Source organism: Roseovarius sp. S88 (assembly GCF_037023735.1).
Lineage (GTDB): Bacteria > Pseudomonadota > Alphaproteobacteria > Rhodobacterales > Rhodobacteraceae > Roseovarius > Roseovarius phycicola.
In genome coordinates, this window is sequence record NZ_CP146069.1 from 2,845,734 (window position 1) to 2,865,565 (window position 19,832).

The window sequence follows — 19,832 nt, forward strand, 5'->3', positions numbered from 1 at the left end:
AGTAAAAACCATATTCTGAACCAGCACACAAGCGACCCCGTTGCGGCAAATCGGCACTTTCCTTGATTTGGGTCAATTTTTTTCACGGAAGTTGTGTTGAGAGGAAAAAAGATGACTGACAAACGCTTTGATCCGTTTGAAACCAAGCTTTCCCGGGAAGATGCAGCCCGGCATCTTCGCACGGCACTTAAAGGAGCCGAAGATGGCGAGCTTTTCTTTGAACGGCGTCGGTCAGAGGCACTTGTATTCGACGATGGGCGGGTGAAAACAGCTTCTTACGATGCGTCCGAAGGATTTGGATTACGCGCTGTGCAAGGCGAAGTCGCAGGGTATGCGCATAGCTCGGACATCTCGGAGCCTGCGCTGGCGCGCGCGGTGGAAACAGCGCGCCTTGCTGTGGGCGATGGCGGCGGCACCATGTCGGATGCCCCTGCCCCAACAAATAAACGTCTTTATACGGATGATGATCCGCTCTCGGGCCAGAGTTTTTCGGTCAAACTTGACGTCTTGCGTGAAATTGACGCTTACGCCCGCTCCCGAGAGCCGCGAGTGGTTCAGGTGTCAGCTTCGATGTCAGCCTCTTTGCAGGAGGTTGTTATTCTACGCGAAGATGGCGCAGAGCTTCGGGACACGCGCCCGATGACCCGACTCAATGTTAGCGTGATTCTTGAAGAGAATGGTCGCCGCAGAATCCGGCAGCGCAGGCGGTGGCGGCCGCGTGATGCTTGATGGTTTGCTAAAGGCCGAGGACTGGATGGCCAAGGCTGATGAGGCTTTGCGCGTCGCAGCGGTCAACCTCAAGGCCGAGGCGGCCCCAGCGGGTGTTATGGATGTGGTGCTTGGCCCAGGCTGGCCCGGCATCTTGCTGCATGAGGCCATAGGGCATGGGCTGGAAGGCGACTTTAATCGTAAAGGCAGCTCCGCCTTTGCCGGGCTGATGGGGGAACGTATCGCCGCCCCAGGTGTGACCGTTTTGGACGATGGCACAATCCCAAACCGGCGCGGCTCGATCACAGTGGATGACGAAGGCACACCGTCGGACAAGAACGTTTTGATCGAAGACGGCGTTCTTGTTGGCTTCATGCAGGACCGTCAGAATGCGCGGCTGATGGGTGTGACCTCTACCGGAAACGGTCGGCGCGAAAGCTATGCGCATATCCCCATGCCGCGTATGACCAACACATATATGCTGGGCGGCGACACGGATCCAGGCGACATCGTGGCGGATCTCAAAGATGGCATTTATGCCGTGGGGTTTGGCGGTGGACAGGTGGACATCACCAATGGCAAGTTTGTCTTTAGCTGCACCGAGGCCTATCGCGTGAAGAACGGAAAGGTGGGTGCGCCGGTCAAAGGCGCGACATTGATCGGCGATGGAGCAACGGCCCTCAAACAAATCCGTGCGCTTGGCAACGATATGGCGCTGGATCCTGGCATGGGGAATTGTGGCAAGGCGGGTCAATGGGTGCCAGTCGGTGTCGGACAGCCAACGGTCATGATTGGTGGTCTGACGGTGGGCGGCTCTGCGGCGTGACGCCGGCGTTTGCGCCTCATTTTGCGACGTTTTCTACAGGATGTCAGGCCAAACCAGTTTCGGTCAGCACACTCTCTCATCGCACCATCTAAGGACCGAACGTACCGTTCACCCAAATAATTAAAGGCGATTCGTGAGGGTCCTCCCCAGAAACAGTGAGTTGTGCCGCAATTCAACTTGGCGCGCTGTACAAAGTCAGTGGTTCAACTTCTAAATTTTTTTAATTTCATTTCAGCGCGTTACAAAGCCTCTCTCTGGCGGCATCCAATACAATCCTGATTTCTTTACCGCTCATTAACCACGCAAATCGTACCTATGGTTTTGCAAGCAGGCGGAGTCACGATGTTCGAGGATACACATCCTTCCACTCACCCCCCACTCCCACCCACCACGGAAGATGATCGGATATCGTGGCTTCGCCTGTTGCGCTCTCGCAGAGTTGGTCCCTCCACTTTCCACCGATTAATGCAAGAGCATGGAAATGCCCAAGTGGCCTTGGAGACGCTGCCTGAAGTGGCACGCAACGCAGGGGTAAACGCATACGTTCCCTGCACCTTGGAAGCCGCGGAAATGGAATATGCAGCCGGGATGCGCGCTGGAGCGAGGCTAATCTGTTGGGGCGAGACAGATTATCCAGTCGCACTCTCGCAGCTCACGGATGCACCACCACTCCTTTGGGCTCTGGGTGAGCCAGGCCTGCTGCAGAAGCGGCGGGTGGCGATTGTCGGCGCGAGAAACGCGTCTTCACTGGGTCTGCGCATGGCGCGCGCCTTGGCCCATGAACTGACTGAGGGCGGATTTGTTGTGGTCTCGGGTTTGGCCCGCGGCGTTGACACCGCTGCCCACAAGGCCGCGCTTGATGGGGGCACCATCGCGGTCATGGCAGGTGGCGTTGACGTTATCTACCCTGCAGAAAACACACATCTAGGTCAGGACATCGCCGCGCGGGGGTTATGCATTTCGGAACAACCCATAGGTCAAACACCCCAAGCACGACATTTTCCCACACGCAATCGCATTATCAGCGGCATAAGCGAAGCAGTGGTCGTGGTGGAAGCAGCCGCAAAATCCGGTTCTCTTATTACCGCACGCACCGCCCTTGATCAGGGACGCGAGGTGCTTGCCGTCCCAGGACACCCGTTTGATGCCCGTGCATCCGGGTGCAACATGCTTATTCGTGACGGAGCGCGACTGGTGCGCTCAGGCACGGATATCGCAGAGGCGCTTCAGGGACAACAGGACCTGGCCCTGAGGAGCCAGACAGAGAACCAAACCGCGCACTCAAATGCTCAACCGCCTCCTCGACCAAACACGGCACGCCAGCAACCAGACGCCTTGCGCCGCCTGATCCTTGATCATCTCAGTCCCTCGCCATTGGCCGAAGATCAACTAATCCGTGACCTGGCAAGCTCTGCGGCACAAATGACACCGGCGCTGACGGATCTTGAAATCAGCGGGCGCATTATACGTCACCCTGGCGGTCTGGTTTCCTTGGCTCACTGATGAGAAGGACCTTGTCGCGTGCGTCTTGTTGCGCGTCAAATCGCCTTGTCGGCTCAAACAAATGGACTGTACGCGACGGCCGCATTGACATTCCAATCGACCACCCCACATGTTGCGCCGCCAAAGGTCGCTTGCGACTCGCCCCCGCATCCAAGGAGTTCTTATGCCAGTTGTCGTTGTTGAATCCCCCGCCAAGGCGAAGACGATCAACAAGTATCTGGGCACTGACTATACCGTGTTGGCCTCTTACGGCCACGTGCGCGATCTACCGGCCAAGAACGGCTCTGTCGACCCAGACGACGGCTTTGCCATGACATGGGAAGTGGGCGCTGACAGCAAAAAACACATCAAGGCAATTGCGGATGCGTTGAAGGATGACAACGCGCTGATCCTGGCGACGGACCCCGACCGCGAAGGCGAAGCGATCAGCTGGCATCTCGAAGAAGCTTTGCGCAAACGCAAAGTCCTTAAGAAAGACACGCCCGTCAGCCGTGTTGTCTTTAATGCCATCACCAAGTCGGCTGTGACCGAAGCAATGGAAAACCCACGCGACGTGGATGCGCCTTTGGTCGAGGCGTATCTGGCGCGCCGTGCGCTCGACTATCTTGTGGGCTTCAATCTCAGCCCTGTGCTCTGGCGCAAACTTCCCGGTGCACGCAGCGCCGGACGCGTGCAATCTGTATGCCTGCGTCTGATCGTTGAGCGCGAGATGGAGATTGAGGCGTTCAAGGCACGAGAGTACTGGAGCGTGAAGGCGATCCTGAACACCCCGCGCGGTCAGGAGTTCGAAGCACGTCTGGTCAGCCTTGCTGGCAACAAGCTTGACAAGTACGACCTTGAGAACGCGACCCAGGCGGAAATGGCCCAGCAGGCTGTTGAGAGCCGTGATCTCAAAGTCATGTCGGTTGAGGCCAAGCCAGCCAACCGCAACCCATCCGCACCCTTCATGACCTCAACCCTGCAACAAGAGGCCAGCCGCAAATTCGGCATGGGCGCGCGGCAGACCATGAGTGCCGCGCAGCGTCTCTATGAGGCGGGTCACATTACATATATGCGAACTGATGGTATCGACATGGCACCCGAGGCCGTGATGGCAGCACGCGATGCGATCAAGGACCGGTATGGTGCGGATTACGTGCCCGAAAGCCCGCGCATGTACAAAAACAAGGCGAAGAACGCGCAAGAAGCGCATGAATGCATTCGCCCTACGGATATGAACCGGGATGCAGCAAGCCTGAAACTCACCGATGCGGATCAGCGCAAGCTTTATGATCTGATCTGGAAACGCACGCTGGCCTGTCAGATGGCTGGCGCGCGTCTAGAGCGCACCATGGTGGAGATTGGCAGCGACGATGGCCAGGTTGGCCTGCGCGCCACGGGTCAGGTTGTTCTCTTTGACGGGTTCATGCGTGTCTATGAAGAAGGGCGCGATGATCAGGTCGTGGATGAGGATGACAAGCGTCTGCCGCAAATGAGCCAGGGCGATGCCACACCCAAGCAGAGCGTCGCACCGGAACAGCATTTCACGCAACCTCCCCCCGTTATACCGAGGCCACATTGGTCAAGCGGATGGAAGAGCTCGGCATTGGACGCCCCTCGACCTATGCCAGCGTTGTCACCACGATTCAGGACCGCGAATATGTCCGTAAGGACAAGAACCGGCTGATCCCAGAAGACAAGGGACGGATCGTGACGATCTTCCTGCTGAACTTCTTCCGCAAATACGTGGGATATGAATTCACCGCCAACCTCGAAGAAGAACTGGATGTCATCAGCGCCGGGAATGCGGACTACAAAGAGGTGCTCGCCACGTTCTGGCGTGATTTCTCGGCGGCCATTTCTGAAACCTCTGAATTGCGCATCACCGAGGTGCTCGACAAGCTGGACGAAGTTCTTGCTCCGCAACTCTATCCGCCACGCGAAGATGGCAAAGATCCGCGCGAATGTCCGCTGTGTGGCGAGGGAAGTCTGCATTTGAAGACATCCCGCACTGGTGGGTTTGTTGGATGCTCGCGGTACCCTGAGTGTCGCTTCACCCGTCCCATCGGCGGCGAAGGGGCCGAAGGCGGCGACCGCGTGCTTGGTGAAGATGCCGGAGATGAGATCAGCCTGCGCTCTGGCCGGTTTGGCCCCTATGTCCAGCGCGGAGAGCCCACCGAAGAGAACAAGAAGCCGCCACGCGCCAGCTTGCCTAAGGGGTGGAGCCAGGATGATATGGATCTCGAAAAGGCATTGATGCTTTTGAGCCTGCCGCGCGAGGTGGGGCCCCACCCCGAGGATGGCGAGATGATCGAAGCGGGGATTGGCCGCTACGGACCGTTTGTGAAACATGGCCGATTGTACGCCAATCTCAAGGAGGCCGATGAGGTCTTTACGATTGGGATGAACCGTGCGGTTGAGGAGCTGGCCAAGAAAGCCGCGAGCCGAGGCAAGGGCCGCGGGGCGGCTGTCGCTCCTTTGAAAGAATTGGGCGAGCATCCTGATGAAGGGGGGCCAGTAAACGTCATGGATGGCCGTTATGGGCCATACGTTAAATGGAACAAGATCAACGCGACATTGCCCAAGGATGTAGAACCTGGGGATGTGACGCTTGAGATGGCTGTGGCTCTCGTTGCGGAAAAAGCCGCCAAGAAGGGCAAAGGCCGCGCGCGCAAGAAAGCGAGCTAGAACGATACGCCACAAAGTATTTCGCGAAAGACTTGAGTCTCAGGTTTTCGCAAAACACCGGACAACGCACAAGATTGTGCACACTCCGACTTTGTTTGACGCCTCAAGTTTGAATAGAGGCTATTTAGTTGGACGCAAGGGTCAGGGCGCAGGCATCCGTCACCAGCTCTGGCTGCGTCTTGCATAGTCCGCGCGCCACTTCGAATGCGGCCAGCACCTTGGGAATGTAGTCTCGTGTTTCCGCGAAAGGCGGCACACCTTTGTGCTTTTTGACCGCATTCTCGCCTGCGTTATACCCCGCGAGAGCCAGCACAGCGTCGCCGTCGAACTCTTTGAGCAACCAATCGAGATACGCCACCCCACCCTTGATATTGTCGGCACTAACAAAACTGTCCGCGACGCCAAAGCGCTCTGCGGTGGCGGGCATCAACTGCATCACACCCTGTGCACCCGCATGGCTCTCTGCCGTAACCTTGCCGCCGGATTCCACTGCGATAACAGCCAGCACAAGGGCTGGCGAAACATTCGTGCCAATAGTGGCCTTTAGTATGTTCGCGCCTTCCACCTCAGCGATCTTTTGCACGTGCTGCAACCTTGGGCCTTTCACGGTTGCACCATCTGGTCCCTTGCGAAGCGTATTCAAAGCGGTCCGCAGACGCGCCGTCGCTTCTTCGTCCTGCCCGGGCGGGACCTGTGTCCAGAACCAATCATAGGAGGCCTTGGCCGTTGGCACCGATGGCAACGCAGCGGTTTCACCGCCAGTCTTGCTTCCTTCGGCTTTCGGCTCGGGATTGAGATACGCATGGTACGCATCGGGATCGACTTGAACAGTGATCTTCCGGGTCTGCCCGGGCGCAGGCGCCTTCTCTCTTTTAAATGTAAATGTAGGGTAAGGCTCTGGATCAGCCGAAAATCCAGGGCTTGCGCACATCAAAGATGCGCAAATCGTCGAAACGGCGATGAATCGCATGGTATATCCTGCTCTGCCTCGTTGTGTTTTTTAGCCAGTATGGCACTAATCGCAGGTCCGCGCCAGCATTGTGCAAAATCCGGCAACAACAGAAGTGGCTAAAATCCGCCGAAAAGCAGCGGGAGCCAAAAAAGATTCAACAATATGTATTTTTTTATCTTTTATTTTCAGCACCTTAATAAAACCAATACGAAAAAAGTTTACGAATGCGAAAATGGCTTTAATGCCGCCCAAATCTTGCCGGAATTGGAGAGGTATAACCATCTCATGCCGCAACGGTAGAGCGCTCAAGCAGATTGGGTACGCTGACCAAGAGCGGTTGTAACCTGAGTAAATCTGATCCTTTGGAGGGACCAACCATGATCAAGTTCATCAAAAAATTCCGCAAGGAAGACGAAGGCGCCGTAACAGTTGACTGGGTCGTTCTGACCGCTGCAGTTGTTGGCCTTGGCGTTGCAGGCGTAACCGCCGTTCAAGGTGGTGTTGACGGCCTGGCACAAAACATCAGCACAGGTGTTTCCAGCCAGCAAGTTGGCAACGCAGCTCAAGGTTCGGGCGGCTAAGCCATCCTCTGACCTTTCGAAATGGCCGTGGACTTCCAAGTCTGCGGCCATTTTCTTTTTCTCGTAAACAGTTTGGTTCCCGCGCTTCACAAAATTTCACCTGTGATGCCCTATTTGAGCCAAATTCAGCTGGCCAAAATCACGCATTCATCAAGTGTGTGAGAAAAGCTATGAAAAACTTTATCAAATCTTTCCGGCGTGAAGACGAAGGCGCCGTAACAGTTGACTGGGTCGTTCTGACCGCTGCAGTTGTTGGCCTTGGTGTTGCAGGCGTCGTCGCCGTTCAAGGTGGTGTTGACGGCCTGGCACAAAACATCAGCACAGGTGTTTCCAGCCAGCAAGTTGGCAACGCAGCTCAAGGCTCGGGCGGCTAAGCCATCCTCTGACCTGTCAATTCGGCCGCGGACCTCCAAGTCCGCGGCCATTTTCTTTTCCATCAACAGTTAATTTCCGGGCGTTCACAAAATCTTTCTCGTAGCGCCGCATTTGAGCCACATTCCAAAAGCAAATTCCGTTTAATCATTAAGTGTGTGAGTGAAGCGATGAGAAACTTTTTTAAATCCTTTCGGGACCGCGAAGACGGCGCCGTTACGGTTGACTGGGTTGTTCTGACAGCGGCCATCATCGCTGTCGCCATCGGTGCAATCGACACGGTTGGCGCAGCAACCAACAGCGTGGCAGACAACGTTGCAACCGGCATGACCTCGATTCAGGTTGGGACCGGTGGAGGATCGGGCGGCTAAGCGAAGCCACCACTTTGGCGTTAACGCCATCGATTCAAGTTTTCAGCAAGCCCGGGCCGTCCTGGGCTTTCCTGTTTTTTTACATAAATGCCGTACTTCTATTTCTTGAAACTGCCTCTGGCCTAACATTTTTAGACCACAATGTGGGGGCAAGGAGAGGAAGAAAATAAATGCGTTCGCCATTGACGAACGAGCAGTGATCGAAAGGAAAAGCCATGCGAGTGGTTTTCGGACTTGTACTTATTCTCGGCCTGGGTCTCGCCGGTTTCGCCGTCTACATGGCAAAAAACTACATTCAAGGGTATCAGGCTCAACTGGAGCAGGAACGCGCGAACCGCGCGCCGACATTTGACACCGTGGAAGTTTACGTTGCCAAACAGAAACTGGAATACGGTCAACGCCTGATGAAGGACAATGTACAACTTGTTTCTTACCCTGCCAGCGCGCTGCCTGAGGGAACATTTACGACCATGGAGGCGCTTTTCCCCGAGGGAGAAGATGAACCACGCACCGTACTAAGGTCGATTGAGCCGAAAGAGGCGTTGCTGAAGGTGAAGTTGACAGGCCCTGGCGAAGATGCGGGGATCACGTCTCAACTCGAAAAAGGTATGCGCGCCTTCGCAATCAAGGTGGACGTGTCTAGCGGTGTATCCGGCTTCTTGCGCCCAGGTGACCGCGTCGATGTCTACTGGACAGGCCGCGCACCCGGATCACGGGCAAGTTTCACGCAGCTGATTGAAACTGGCGTTCGCATCGTGGCGGTTGACCAGGTCGCCAATGTGGACCGGACCGAAGCGATCATCGCGCGCACAGTAACAGTGTCGATCAAACCGCAGCAGGTCGCCGCCCTGGCGCAGGCGCAATCTTCTGGCCGTTTGTCTCTGTCTCTTGTCGGAGCGGAAGACGACTCCACGGCCGATGCAATCCAGGTTGACCAACGCAGCCTGTTGGGCATCGTTGAAGCGGCGCCTCGTGTCGAAGCACCAGCCGAAGAGATCTGCACCATCAAAACGCGCCGTGGCGGTGAAGTGATCACGACACCGATCCCATGCGCGACAAACTGATCGGTTCGCTTTAAACGCGAACGCGGAACATAAACCACAACATCTTGTGTGAAAGAGGCGCTCAGACCACTGGGCGCCTCTTTTCCATGTGCTGACTGTCCCCCGAAAACCACGGTAGCTGCGAAATAAAAACCGTTGATTCTTGCAATAAATTCCGAATTGCCGCACTGTCCGATCATACGCGGGCAACAAGACCCGTTTCCAGAGGCGTGATCGAAAGGGCAGGTCACATGAAATATCTACGCTTATTGCAAGCGGCCCTCTTGGGCTGTGCTGTGGTGTTTGCCATGGTGCCAGGAGTTGCCGTTTCTGAAACAGTTACGGTTGTGCGTAAAGGCACCAACCAAAACCTCAAAATCGATATGAACCGCGCTGTGGTTGTCGAAAGCGAGGTCCCCTTCGCGGAACTGAGCATCGCCAACCCGGCGATCGCTGACTTTTCCACATTGTCAGATCGGACGGTTTATCTTCTGGGTAAGACTCCAGGCCGGACAACCCTGACATTGTTGGACGCAACCGGCCGCTTGATCACGAATGTCGAGGTTCATGTGAGCCCCGACGTCGCGGAGTTCAAAGAGCGGTTGCAGCAAATCCTTCCTGGCGAACGCATCGAAGTGCGCACAGCCAATGATGGCATTGTTCTGTCTGGTGTTGTGTCCAGCACAGCGCGCATGGATCGTGCACTCTCACTGGCGCAACGCTACGCACCGGATCGGGTATCAAACCTGATGTCCGTGGCTGGCAGCCAGCAGGTTATGCTGAAAGTGCGCTTTGCAGAGATGCAGCGTTCTATTTCTAAAGGCCTAAACGGATCGGTGCTACTTGGGAACAGTGACTTTTCTGCAGCAACAGGAACGTTCCTTCTCCCAGAGAATGCGGGGCTTGCCCCTGGAGATCCGCTTACTCTCGCTGAGGGCAGCTTAGGTGGTCTCGGTATTGGCTTCGATATCGGATCAGTCGCATTCGACGTCCTTCTTGAAGCACTTGAAAACAAAGGACTTGTTCGCACACTTGCGGAACCCAACCTGACAACCTTGTCTGGTCAAGAAGCATATTTCTTGGCAGGTGGCGAGATTCCTATTCCGGTACAGGATGAAGATGGCGTGACCATTGAGTTTCGTCCCTTTGGTGTCGAGCTGAACTTTACGCCGCGGGTGGTCGACGAGGGGCTTATAAACCTCGAACTGGCGACAGCCGTTTCTTCCCTCGATCCGACCAACGGGATCTTGGCAGCAGGCTTTGACATCGACGCCTTCTCTCGTCGCGAAGCGAGCACAACAGTTGTCATGCGCGACGGTGAAAGCTTTGCGATCGCCGGTCTACTCCAAGACGATTTTAGCGACTCAAATGCGCAAATACCTTGGTTGGGCGATATTCCAGTCCTGGGCACTCTTTTCCGCAGCACGAGTTATCAGCGAAATCAATCCGAGTTGGTGATCATTATTTCCGCGCATCTCGTCTCTCCGACCAAGGGTGACGCGTTTATCTTGCCAACTGATCGCGTGAAACTTCCGACCGAAAAGGATCTCTTCCTGAATGGTCGCGTTGCGATCAACCCGGGCGAACGGAACAGTGGCGCAGGCGAAGTGGCGCAGCAGGACTTTAACGGGTCCTACGGATACGTGATGGATTAAGGAGGGCAGCACTATGAAATATCTTCTTCTCGCTGCATCGGTACTGGCTTTGACGGCATGTTCCAAACAAGGCCAAGTCTATCGGTCCTATTTTGGTGAAGCCGGCAACCTGATCAATGGTGGTGACTTTGGTAACTCAACCGCGCACAATGCGGCTGTGAACCAGGGCAATCGCAACTTTGTCATCGACTTGACGAACAAGTTTGCAAGCGACGTGCCCAGCACGGTAACATTTGCCTTTGACTCGGCCCGTCTGGATGCCAATGCCCAGCAAGTTCTGCGCAAGCAGGCAACCTGGATCAGGCAGTTCCCAGAAGTCCGGTTCCGCGTCTATGGGCACACCGACCTTGTTGGCTCACCTGGTTACAACAAAAACCTGGGCCAACGTCGCGCCAACGCCGCTGTAAACTTCTTGGTGTCTCAGGGCATCAGCCGCAGTCGGCTTGAGGCCGTTGCCTCATTTGGCGAAACCCAGCCACTGGTTGTGACGCAAGGCCGCGAGCGCAAAAACCGCCGCACCGTCACCGAGGTGTCCGGGTTTGTCGAGTCGCATCCAGCCGTCATCGATGGCAAATATGCCCAGGTTATTCAGCGTGAATACCTGATCAGCGGCAAACCCGCATCGGATCTGATCCTTGTCACAGAGGGCGCAACCCTCACAGGTGATGGCGAATAATTAGGGAATTCTCCCTGTCCGGCGCAAGCCGGGCCACCTGAAACCCGCCTCTCCGGCGGGTTTTTTTGTCGCTTTATACCGCACAATTACGGTTTTTTGGCCTAAATGTCGCCCAGATTATTTGACAGTTTCACCCTGTCCGGAGTGCGGGGTGTCTCTACAAATTCACACTTCCGGTCAGAATAACAATGGTTTCGGCGGACCATACGCCGCGGCAAAGTTACGGGACCGAACTGAGATGAGTAGTGCGCAGACAAAAACCGAATCCAACCCGATCACGGCGTGTACAATTAGCCGGGACGTGCAGGAATTCGATCTTCTCATAGAAGATATGGAAGCGATTTTGGGCGAAAGCTGGGGGGATCTTGGATTTTCCGAGGCGCTAGCCTTTTTCAATCAACCCGATGCCGAAGCGCTCGAATTCGTGGCGCTTGCCATTGACGAAAGCGACGAAGACGACATGAGTGTGCTGAGCGAAATCATTTCGCTGGCCAGCGCACGAGGCATCAAGGTCATCCTCATCGCTGAAGATGTCAGCCCCGCTTCACTGCACCACTTGTTGCGTCAGGGCGCGGACGAATTTGTCCCCTACCCTCTTCCCGAGAACGAATTGGAAGCCGCAATTGAACGGTTGCGCCATCGCAAGCAAGTCGCCGCGAACATGGCAAATGCAGTCTTTGCCGGAGACAATGCGCCCGCTGATGGAGTCGTGCTCGCCACGCAAGCTTTGGCGGGTGGTGCAGGCGGCACCACATTGGCGGTCAACCTGGCCTGGGAACTGGCGAACGTTGAAAAGGAAAACGGACCGCGTGTATGTCTGATTGATTTGGGTTTGCAAACCGGTTCGGTCGCCACCTATCTCGACTTACCCCGCCGCGACGTCGTCTATGAAATGTGGACAGATACTGAATCCATGGACGAAGACATGTTCAAACAGGCGCTTGTCTCGTTTGAAGAAAAGCTTTGGGTTTTGACCGCTCCGGCGGACATTCTGCCACTTGACATGATCACACCCGAAGACGTGCAGAAGATCATAGACTTCGCGCGCGCAAAGTTTGATTACGTCATCATTGATATGCCAAGCACACTGGTGCTTTGGACTGAGACAGTTCTCAATGCCGCGCAGATTTACTTTACCACACTTGAGCTAGATATGCGGTCTGCGCAAAACGCGCTGCGTCTCAAGCGGGCGTTGAAATCCGAAGAGCTGCCCATTGAAAAACTGCGGTTCTGCCTGAACCGCGCCCCCAAATTCACCGATCTGAGTGGCAAGAGCCGTATCAAGCGGATGGCTGAAGGGTTGGAAATCAGTATCGAAGTGCATTTGCCAGAAGGCGGCAAGCAAGTGATGCAAGCAGGCGACCACGGTCAGCCACTTGCCATAGCCGCAGCCAAAAATCCGCTGCGCAAGGAAATCGCAAAGCTTGCACACTCATTGCACGAGATCGGCAAAACCGATGCCGAAGAAGCCGCGTAAAAGGACCAACTTAAATGTTTTCGCGTTACAAAAAACCAGATGATCCGGCCAACGCGGCCAAGGCCAAAACAGCCGAACCTGCGGACAAGCCAAAAACCGTTCCAGTCAACGAAGCGCCGAAATCCTCGTCGCTTCGCAAACCTTTGCCGAAAGCGCAAGTGCAAGACGCGCCGCAGGACAAAGAACGCAAACGCAAAGAGCGTCTGGGCGAAATCAAAATCGAACTGCATCGTTCGCTTTTGGACAACCTCAATCTTGGGGCTTTGGAAGGGGCAAGCGAGGCCGATCTTCGATCAGAGATCAGCTCAATCGCGGGCGAAGCCCTGGAAGAGCGCAATATCGTTCTGAACCGCGAAGACCGCACAACGCTGACCCAGGAACTCTATGACGAAGTGCGCGGCCTGGGGCCGCTTGAACCGCTTTTGAAGGACGAAACGGTCAACGATATTCTGGTGAACGGTCCGCATCAGGTGTTCGTGGAACGCGCCGGTAAGCTGGAGTTGACCGATACGACCTTTAAAGATGAAAAGCACTTGCTGCGCATCATCGACAAAATCGTGTCCGCCGTTGGTCGCCGCGTCGACGAATCAAACCCTTATGTGGACGCCCGTTTGCAGGATGGCTCGCGTTTCAACGCCATGGTGCCGCCGATTGCGGTGGATGGATCTCTCGTCTCCATTCGGAAATTCAAAAAGGACAAGCTCGGGATTGATGACCTGGTCAACTTTGGTGCCTTTTCTGAGGAAATGGCAGCCTACCTGCAGGCGGCTGTGGCAACCCGCCTCAATGTGATTGTCTCGGGCGGTACCGGTTCGGGTAAGACAACCACGCTCAATGCCTTAAGCTCATTCATCGACAACGCCGAACGCATCCTGACCATTGAGGATACGGCGGAACTTCAACTGCAACAGACCCATGTAGGCCGGATGGAAAGCCGCCCGCCCAACGTGGAAGGCAAAGGTGAGGTTTCTCCCCGCGACTGTCTGAAAAACGCTCTTCGGATGCGCCCCGACCGCATCATCGTGGGTGAAACCCGGGGCGAGGAAGTGATCGACATGTTGCAGGCCATGAACACCGGCCACGACGGCTCGATGACCACGATCCACGCCAACAACCCACGCGACGGCATCAGCCGTCTTGAAAACATGGTCGCAATGGCCGGGATCGAAATGCCACTCAAAGCGGTACGGTCTCAGATCGCCTCGGCTGTGAACCTTCTCGTGCAAGCCAGCCGTCTTCAGGACGGTTCGCGCCGGATGACCTCAATCACAGAGATTACCGGTATGGAAGGCGACGTGATTTCCATGCAAGAAATCTTCCGCTTTCAGCGCGTCGGCCTGACAGCAGATAACAAAATCATGGGCCATTTCACCGGAACTGGTGTGCGCTCCAACTTTTCCGAACGGTTCCGCTTGTGGGGGTATGACCTCCCACCAAGCATTTATGAACCCATCGCTGCGGAGTAACGGGCATGACTATCAGTGCAGAACCAATTATCTATGGTCTGATCTTTATCGGTGTTCTGGTTCTCGTAGAGGGCCTTTACCTGACGGTGTTCGGTCGATCGATCAGCCTCAACAACCGCGTCAACCGACGCCTGGAGATGCTCGACAAAAGCGGCAACCGCGAAGAGGTCATGGAAAAGCTGCGCAAGGAGATGGAACAGCATCTCAAGGCGCGCAAAATTCCGCTTTATTCGATCCTGTCGAACAAAGCACAAAAGGCCGCTATAGCCTTTACCCCAAAACAGCTTGTTTTCCTGATGATCGGGCTGAGCTTTCTGGCATTTGTTGGCCTGTCCATCGGCACGGCGACGCCGTTTGCTGTTCGCATCGTCGTCTCCGCCGCTATGGGCGTCGGTGGCGTGTTCACTTGGATCAACATGAAGGCCAATAAACGCATGGCCTTGCTGGAAGAACAATTGCCTGACGCGATTGAACTCATGGTCCGAAGCCTGCGTGTGGGTCATCCGTTTTCGGCCGCCATTGCGATTGTTGCTGACGAAGTGTCTGACCCTCTGGCCACAGAGTTTGGCGTAATCGCCGACGAAGCAGCCTATGGTCGTGAGATGGGCGAAGCTCTCAAGGACATGGCAGAACGGATTGATATGCAGGATTTGCGCTTTCTGGCTGTGGCAGTGACTATCCAACAGCAATCAGGTGGTAACCTCGCTGAGATCCTTGACGGTCTGGCAAAGGTGATCCGGGCTCGGTTCCGTCTGTTCCGCCGCGTAAAGGCCATCACCGCCGAGGCCAAATGGTCTGGCAAATTCCTTTCAGGTTTCCCCATTATGGCTCTTATCGGGATCCAGCTCATTAAGCCGGACTACTACGATGAGGCGATGGAGCATCCTTACTTCATACCAGCATGTCTGCTTGTGGGCGCATTTCTGATCGCAAACCTGTTTGTGATGCGCGCACTTGTGAACATCAAAGTGTAAGTCCCAGGGGGAGACAAGATTATGCAAGCTTTGATGGAAACCATGACCAATGCACTCGGTCCGTTTGGGCCCTTGATCGCAGTTGGCGTTCTTGGCTTTATCCTTATCCTGATTGCCGTCCAGATTTTGGTGCGCAGAATCCAAGGATCCTCTGGAAAAGATCAAGAGGGCTTCGCGCTCTGGCGTTGATACGGAGGCGGAACAAAAGCGTCTGCGGTCTGGCAAGCGCAATGACAAGTTGGACAAATACGCCAACTTCCTCGAACCCAAAGACGAAAAATCGCTGAGCCAAATTCGCCTGACTCTGTTACAGGCCGGGTATCGTGACCGCGACGCGATCCGGTACTACCATTTCGCACAATTTGCATTTGGTATCGGTTTCTTGGTTCTCGGTGTGCTCTACTTTGTGGTGTTCGTTGCCGGCAATGAAGGTACAACAACGCAGCAGACCATTCTCTATATTCTGGGCCCAGGAGCCGCAGGGTACCTGTTTCCTAAATACTGGGTGACAAAACGTCTGCAACAGCGCCAACAGGAAATCACCGACGGCTTTCCCGACAGTCTGGATATGATGTTGACATGCGTTGAAGCAGGTCAGTCTTTGGACCAGTCGATCATTCGTGTCGCAAATGAAATTCGGGTGTCTTATCCGGCTCTGGCGGACGAGTACGAAATGGTCGCACACCAAATCAAGGCGGGTCGAGACAAACCTTCAGTTCTCAATGAAATGGCTGAGCGTTGTGGCGTAATGGACATCTCAAGCTTTGTGACGGTTCTGGTTCAATCGCAAAGCTTTGGTACCTCTGTGGCGGACGCGCTTAGGGTTTATGCGGCGGAGATGCGTGACAAACGTGTCATGCGCGCTGAAGAAAAAGCAAACAAATTGCCAACGAAGATGACTTTGGCCACGATGATGCTTACAGTGCCTCCATTGCTAATCATTCTGGTTGGCCCTTCGGTGCTCGGGATCATGGAACTCTTCTCGATGAGCGTGGGCGGCCAATAAAAAGACGAGGCTAAATGGCACGAGCAGGTGCTTGGCTTTTGATATCACTTGCTCTGGCTGCCGGGTGCAGCCAGAGTATTTTGCGTGACAAGGACAATCCCTTTGCACCTGGTGTGGCGCGAAATGAAGAAGCGGTCGACGGAATTGTTGTAGGCAACCGTCTTTTGGATGCCGGTCAGTACGAACTGGCCATCGACGCCTTCAACCGCGCGGCCGTCAACGAAGGTCTGAGCGCCGATGTCCTGTCTGGCCTGGGCGCTGCTAATCTGGGGCTGGGACGACTTGGCACAGCAGAAAAACTCTTGCGAGATGCGCTTGATAAGGACGAAAGAAGTCCCGAAATCTGGAACAATTTGGGCGTATTGTTACTTGAAAAGGGCGAAAACGCCGAAGCGGTACAGCATTTCAAACGCGCATTCGCCCTCGATAATGGCGAAAGTGACGCAATTCGCGACAATTTGCGCTTAGTTCTCGCAAAACAAGAAGATCCGTTTTATAGTTCTGACCAAGAACAAGAAAAACAAGACTATAAACTGGTGCGGCGCGGAGGCAGCGACTATCTGATCCGCGAGACATCAGAATGAGGCGAAGGCAGTAAAAGGACGCAAAAAATGCGCCATCCCATCCTGGTAGGCATCTGTGTAGCAGGTGCTTTTGTACTATCCGCGTGTGATCAACAGTCTGATACTGACGTCGAACGCGCGCTTTCTGATATCAATGTTGTAGATGAGAGCAACCTCAACGAGGTGATGCTGAACGTGGCTGACCCCAATGAGGGCGTGACCTACTTTCAGCGCACGCTTGCAAACAATCCCGACCGGATCGACATCCAACGTGGTTTGGCAAAATCGCTGGTTCGGGCCAAGCGTAACACCGAAGCTGTCGCGGCGTGGAAGCGCGTGAGCGAACACAAGGACGCCACCAACGATGACCAGGTGGATTTCGCCGATGCGCTTATTCGCAGCAACGACTGGGAGCGCGCCGACCAGGTGCTTGACTCGGTGCCACCCACATTTGAAACCTTCAAACGCTACCGTCTTGAAGCAATGATCGCAGACAGCAATCAGGACTGGAAAAAGGCGGATAGCTTTTACGAGATTGCCGTTGGTCTGACAACGAAACCAGCCAGTGTTATGAACAACTGGGGCTATTCCAAATTGACCCGTGGAGACTATGAGGGCGCAGAGCGCCTCTTTGCGGATGCCATCAAGCAGGACAATTCGCTTTTTACCGCGAAAAACAACCTGATCCTGGCGCGGGGCGCACAGAAGAAATATGCGCTTCCAGTGTTGCAAACATCCCAAGTCGAGCGTGCGCAGCTGCTCTACACTTTGGGCTTGTCAGCCATCAAGCAAGGCGACACCAACATCGGGCGCGGCTTGATGCGTGATGCCATCGACACCCATCCGCAGCATTTCGAAGCCGCTGTGCGCAGCTTGCGCGCACTGGAAGACGAAACAAGCTGACACGAGAAAGACGAGACAGCTTTGATGCAGATCGACGCGGTTCAGGCCACTCTTTTCGCGCTCTTTGCCGTGCCGCTCTGCATCCTGACATTCTATGTCGACATGAAATACAAGCGGATCACCAACTTGACCGTGTGGGCCGTTTTCCTTGTCTTTGTTATTATTGGCTTTTTCACGCTTCCCTTTACCGACTTTCTTTGGCGTTTCGCGCATTATGCGGTCGCCTTCGTCTATGGGTTCGTGCTCTGGATGGCGCGGCAAATGGGCGCTGGCGACGTCAAGTTCATGGCCGCCGCCGCACCCTATGTGCATCCCGGTGATATCGTCACAGTGCTGTTCATCCTCGCAGCCGCGTGTTTCGGCTCTGCCTTGGCGGTTCTCGGGGTTTACAAATCTCCTCTGACCAAGCTTGCGCCTGACTGGGCCAGCTGGGCTGCGAAAAACCCCAAGAACACAGACTCCGTCGGCAAGGGTCAAAAATTCACGATACCCTTCGGAACGGCACTTGGTTTGACCTTGGCCTGTTACCTGGTCGTGGGGGCGATCTGGGGTCAATAGAACCGTTAGGCGCTTGCCCCAGCCCTGCCCGGGCATCACCATAATTTCAGCAAGTTTGGATGGCACAGTGTGCCTATGCTTCGCCCCTTTTGCGGGCTTTTTTGTGGTGCAGGTAAGAGACAGGCCAAACCGATGAACATGCAAACGACAACCGGCGTTCAGCCTCCTCCCCCACCGGTCGGACTGAAAGATATGCAGCTCCCGATCGTGATGATGCGGGATATTCTGATCAAAACGATGTTCCGCAAGAACGTGGACACCGCCACAGAAGTGGCCGAAAACATTTGTTTGCCCCGTGCCGTAACGCAGGAATTGATCGACATGGCCCGCGAGCAACGTTTGCTTGAGGCAACCGGTACGCTGAATGCCAACTCGGGAAACGAAATGGGATACCAGTTGACCGATGCCGGCAAGGCCCGCGCGCTGGACGCACTTGCGCAGTCAGAGTACTTCGGCGCGATGCCCGTACCACTCTCGGTTTACCGCGAACAGGTGAAACGCCAGTCAATCCGCGACATTCAGATTTCACGCGACGAGTTGACCGGTGCTATGGGGCATCTCGTCCTTCCCAATGACCTACTGGATCAGCTTGGGCCCGCGGTATCGGCCGGTCGCTCGGTTCTGATGTACGGCCCTCCGGGCAACGGTAAATCTTCGATTTCAAACGGTATTCGCGATGCGATGGGCGACAAGATCTACATTCCCCGCGCCATCGAGTACTCCGGTCAGGTGATCACGGTCTATGACCCGATTGTTCACTCTTCGGCAGAGGTCGAAGTTGACGATCCAAACTCATTGCGCCGGTCGCGTTCTTTCGACACGCGCTACGTGCGCTGCGAACGACCCACAGTGATCACCGGTGGTGAGCTCTCACTCAGCATGCTGGACCTTGTCTATAACCCTACTGCGCGCACTTATCAGGCACCTTTGCAGCTCAAGTCGAGCGGCGGCATCTTCATCGTGGACGACCTTGGCCGTCAGCAAGAACCGCCACAGGCGCTTGTGAACCGCTGGATTGTTCCACTTGAAGAATCCAAAGACATTCTCGCCTTGCAATCGGGTGAGAAATTTGAGGTGCCATTTGACACCTTGGTGATCTTCTCGACCAACTTCCACCCCAACGAAATCTTTGACCAAGCGGCCCTGCGCCGGATCTTCTTTAAGATCAAGATCGACGGGCCGAGCCAGCAAGATTTCCTCAAGATCTTTGCCATGGTCGCCAAGAAGCGCAAAATGCCGCTGGACGAAGAGGCTTTGTTGCACTTGCTCAAGGTGAAATACCCGACGATCAACAATATCTATTCGAACTATCAACCGATCTTCCTGATCGACCAAATGATCTCGATCTGCGAATTCGAAGGTCTGGAATACCAGATGAGCCCAGAATTGGTGGATCGCGCCTGGGCCAACATGTTCGTGAAAGAAGAAAAGATCGTAAAGTAATCCATCGCACCCTGGCCTGCCCTAGGGTAGCGAATGTCAAAAGCTCCGGATTTTTCCGGGGCTTTTTTCATATCAGGTCGGGGTGGTC

The 19,832-nt window shown here is 55.0% G+C and carries 15 protein-coding genes and 3 pseudogenes; 17 read left to right on the forward strand and 1 reads right to left on the reverse strand.

Annotated elements, in window-relative coordinates; translation table 11 throughout:
• Positions 1–111: 111 nt before the first annotated feature.
• The 3 genes and pseudogenes from tldD to topA all read left to right on the forward strand — a co-directional run bounded on the left by tldD (position 112) and on the right by topA (position 5,704).
• Positions 112–1,534, forward strand: a pseudogene (gene tldD / locus RZ517_RS14450) (metalloprotease TldD).
• A gap of 342 nt (positions 1,535–1,876) precedes the next feature.
• A complete protein-coding gene (gene dprA / locus RZ517_RS14455) occupies positions 1,877–3,037 on the forward strand; it encodes a DNA-processing protein DprA (protein WP_338548876.1) in 1,161 nt (386 codons plus the stop codon).
• 163 nt (positions 3,038–3,200) lie between these two features.
• Positions 3,201–5,704: pseudogene (gene topA / locus RZ517_RS14460) on the forward strand (type I DNA topoisomerase).
• 124 nt (positions 5,705–5,828) lie between these two features.
• On the opposite strand, the gene RZ517_RS14465 reads toward topA, so the two are convergent.
• Positions 5,829–6,674 carry a lytic transglycosylase domain-containing protein gene (locus RZ517_RS14465; protein WP_338548877.1) on the reverse strand — a complete coding sequence of 282 codons (846 nt, stop codon included), beginning with the start codon at positions 6,672–6,674 and terminating at the stop codon, positions 5,829–5,831.
• Positions 6,675–7,033: 359 nt separating this feature from the next.
• Here RZ517_RS14465 and RZ517_RS14470 point away from each other — a divergent pair, with 359 nt between their 5' ends.
• From RZ517_RS14470 to RZ517_RS14535, 14 genes and pseudogenes are all read left to right on the forward strand, one after another.
• Positions 7,034–7,237 carry a hypothetical protein gene (locus tag RZ517_RS14470; protein ID WP_338548878.1) on the forward strand — a complete coding sequence of 68 codons (204 nt, stop codon included), beginning with the start codon at positions 7,034–7,036 and terminating at the stop codon, positions 7,235–7,237.
• A 170-nt stretch (positions 7,238–7,407) separates the two neighbouring features.
• The gene (locus tag RZ517_RS14475) at positions 7,408–7,611 is read left to right on the forward strand and encodes a hypothetical protein (RefSeq protein ID WP_338548879.1); all 204 of its coding nucleotides are present in this window, start codon (positions 7,408–7,410) and stop codon (positions 7,609–7,611) included.
• A 168-nt stretch (positions 7,612–7,779) separates the two neighbouring features.
• On the forward strand, positions 7,780–7,980 hold the full coding sequence (locus RZ517_RS14480; RefSeq protein ID WP_338548880.1) for a hypothetical protein: 201 nt from the start codon (positions 7,780–7,782) through the stop codon (positions 7,978–7,980).
• Positions 7,981–8,195: 215 nt separating this feature from the next.
• Complete coding sequence (cpaB, locus tag RZ517_RS14485) at positions 8,196–9,044, forward strand: Flp pilus assembly protein CpaB (protein ID WP_338548881.1); 849 nt, start codon at positions 8,196–8,198, stop codon at positions 9,042–9,044.
• Positions 9,045–9,274: 230 nt separating this feature from the next.
• The gene (locus RZ517_RS14490) at positions 9,275–10,678 is read left to right on the forward strand and encodes a type II and III secretion system protein family protein (RefSeq protein WP_338548882.1); all 1,404 of its coding nucleotides are present in this window, start codon (positions 9,275–9,277) and stop codon (positions 10,676–10,678) included.
• A gap of 13 nt (positions 10,679–10,691) precedes the next feature.
• Positions 10,692–11,354 (forward strand): OmpA family protein, encoded by a 663-nt coding sequence (locus RZ517_RS14495; protein ID WP_338548883.1) that lies wholly within the window; start codon positions 10,692–10,694, stop codon positions 11,352–11,354.
• A gap of 238 nt (positions 11,355–11,592) precedes the next feature.
• Positions 11,593–12,831, forward strand: coding sequence for an AAA family ATPase (locus tag RZ517_RS14500; RefSeq protein ID WP_338548884.1), 1,239 nt, complete (start codon positions 11,593–11,595; stop codon positions 12,829–12,831).
• A 14-nt stretch (positions 12,832–12,845) separates the two neighbouring features.
• Positions 12,846–14,297, forward strand: a complete 1,452-nt coding sequence (locus RZ517_RS14505; protein ID WP_338548885.1) for a CpaF family protein — start codon at positions 12,846–12,848, stop codon at positions 14,295–14,297.
• Between the two features lie 5 nt (positions 14,298–14,302).
• A complete protein-coding gene (locus RZ517_RS14510; RefSeq protein WP_338548886.1) occupies positions 14,303–15,271 on the forward strand; it encodes a type II secretion system F family protein in 969 nt (322 codons plus the stop codon).
• A gap of 21 nt (positions 15,272–15,292) precedes the next feature.
• Positions 15,293–16,277: pseudogene (locus tag RZ517_RS14515) on the forward strand (type II secretion system F family protein).
• A 14-nt stretch (positions 16,278–16,291) separates the two neighbouring features.
• The gene (locus RZ517_RS14520; RefSeq protein WP_338548887.1) at positions 16,292–16,861 is read left to right on the forward strand and encodes a tetratricopeptide repeat protein; all 570 of its coding nucleotides are present in this window, start codon (positions 16,292–16,294) and stop codon (positions 16,859–16,861) included.
• Between the two features lie 27 nt (positions 16,862–16,888).
• Entirely contained in the window at positions 16,889–17,743 is an 855-nt protein-coding gene (locus RZ517_RS14525; protein ID WP_338548888.1) for a tetratricopeptide repeat protein, read from the forward strand.
• A gap of 24 nt (positions 17,744–17,767) precedes the next feature.
• Entirely contained in the window at positions 17,768–18,301 is a 534-nt protein-coding gene (locus RZ517_RS14530) for an A24 family peptidase (RefSeq protein WP_338548889.1), read from the forward strand.
• Positions 18,302–18,433: 132 nt separating this feature from the next.
• Positions 18,434–19,744 carry an ATPase gene (locus RZ517_RS14535; RefSeq protein WP_338548890.1) on the forward strand — a complete coding sequence of 437 codons (1,311 nt, stop codon included), beginning with the start codon at positions 18,434–18,436 and terminating at the stop codon, positions 19,742–19,744.
• The last annotated feature ends 88 nt before the right edge of the window (positions 19,745–19,832 follow it).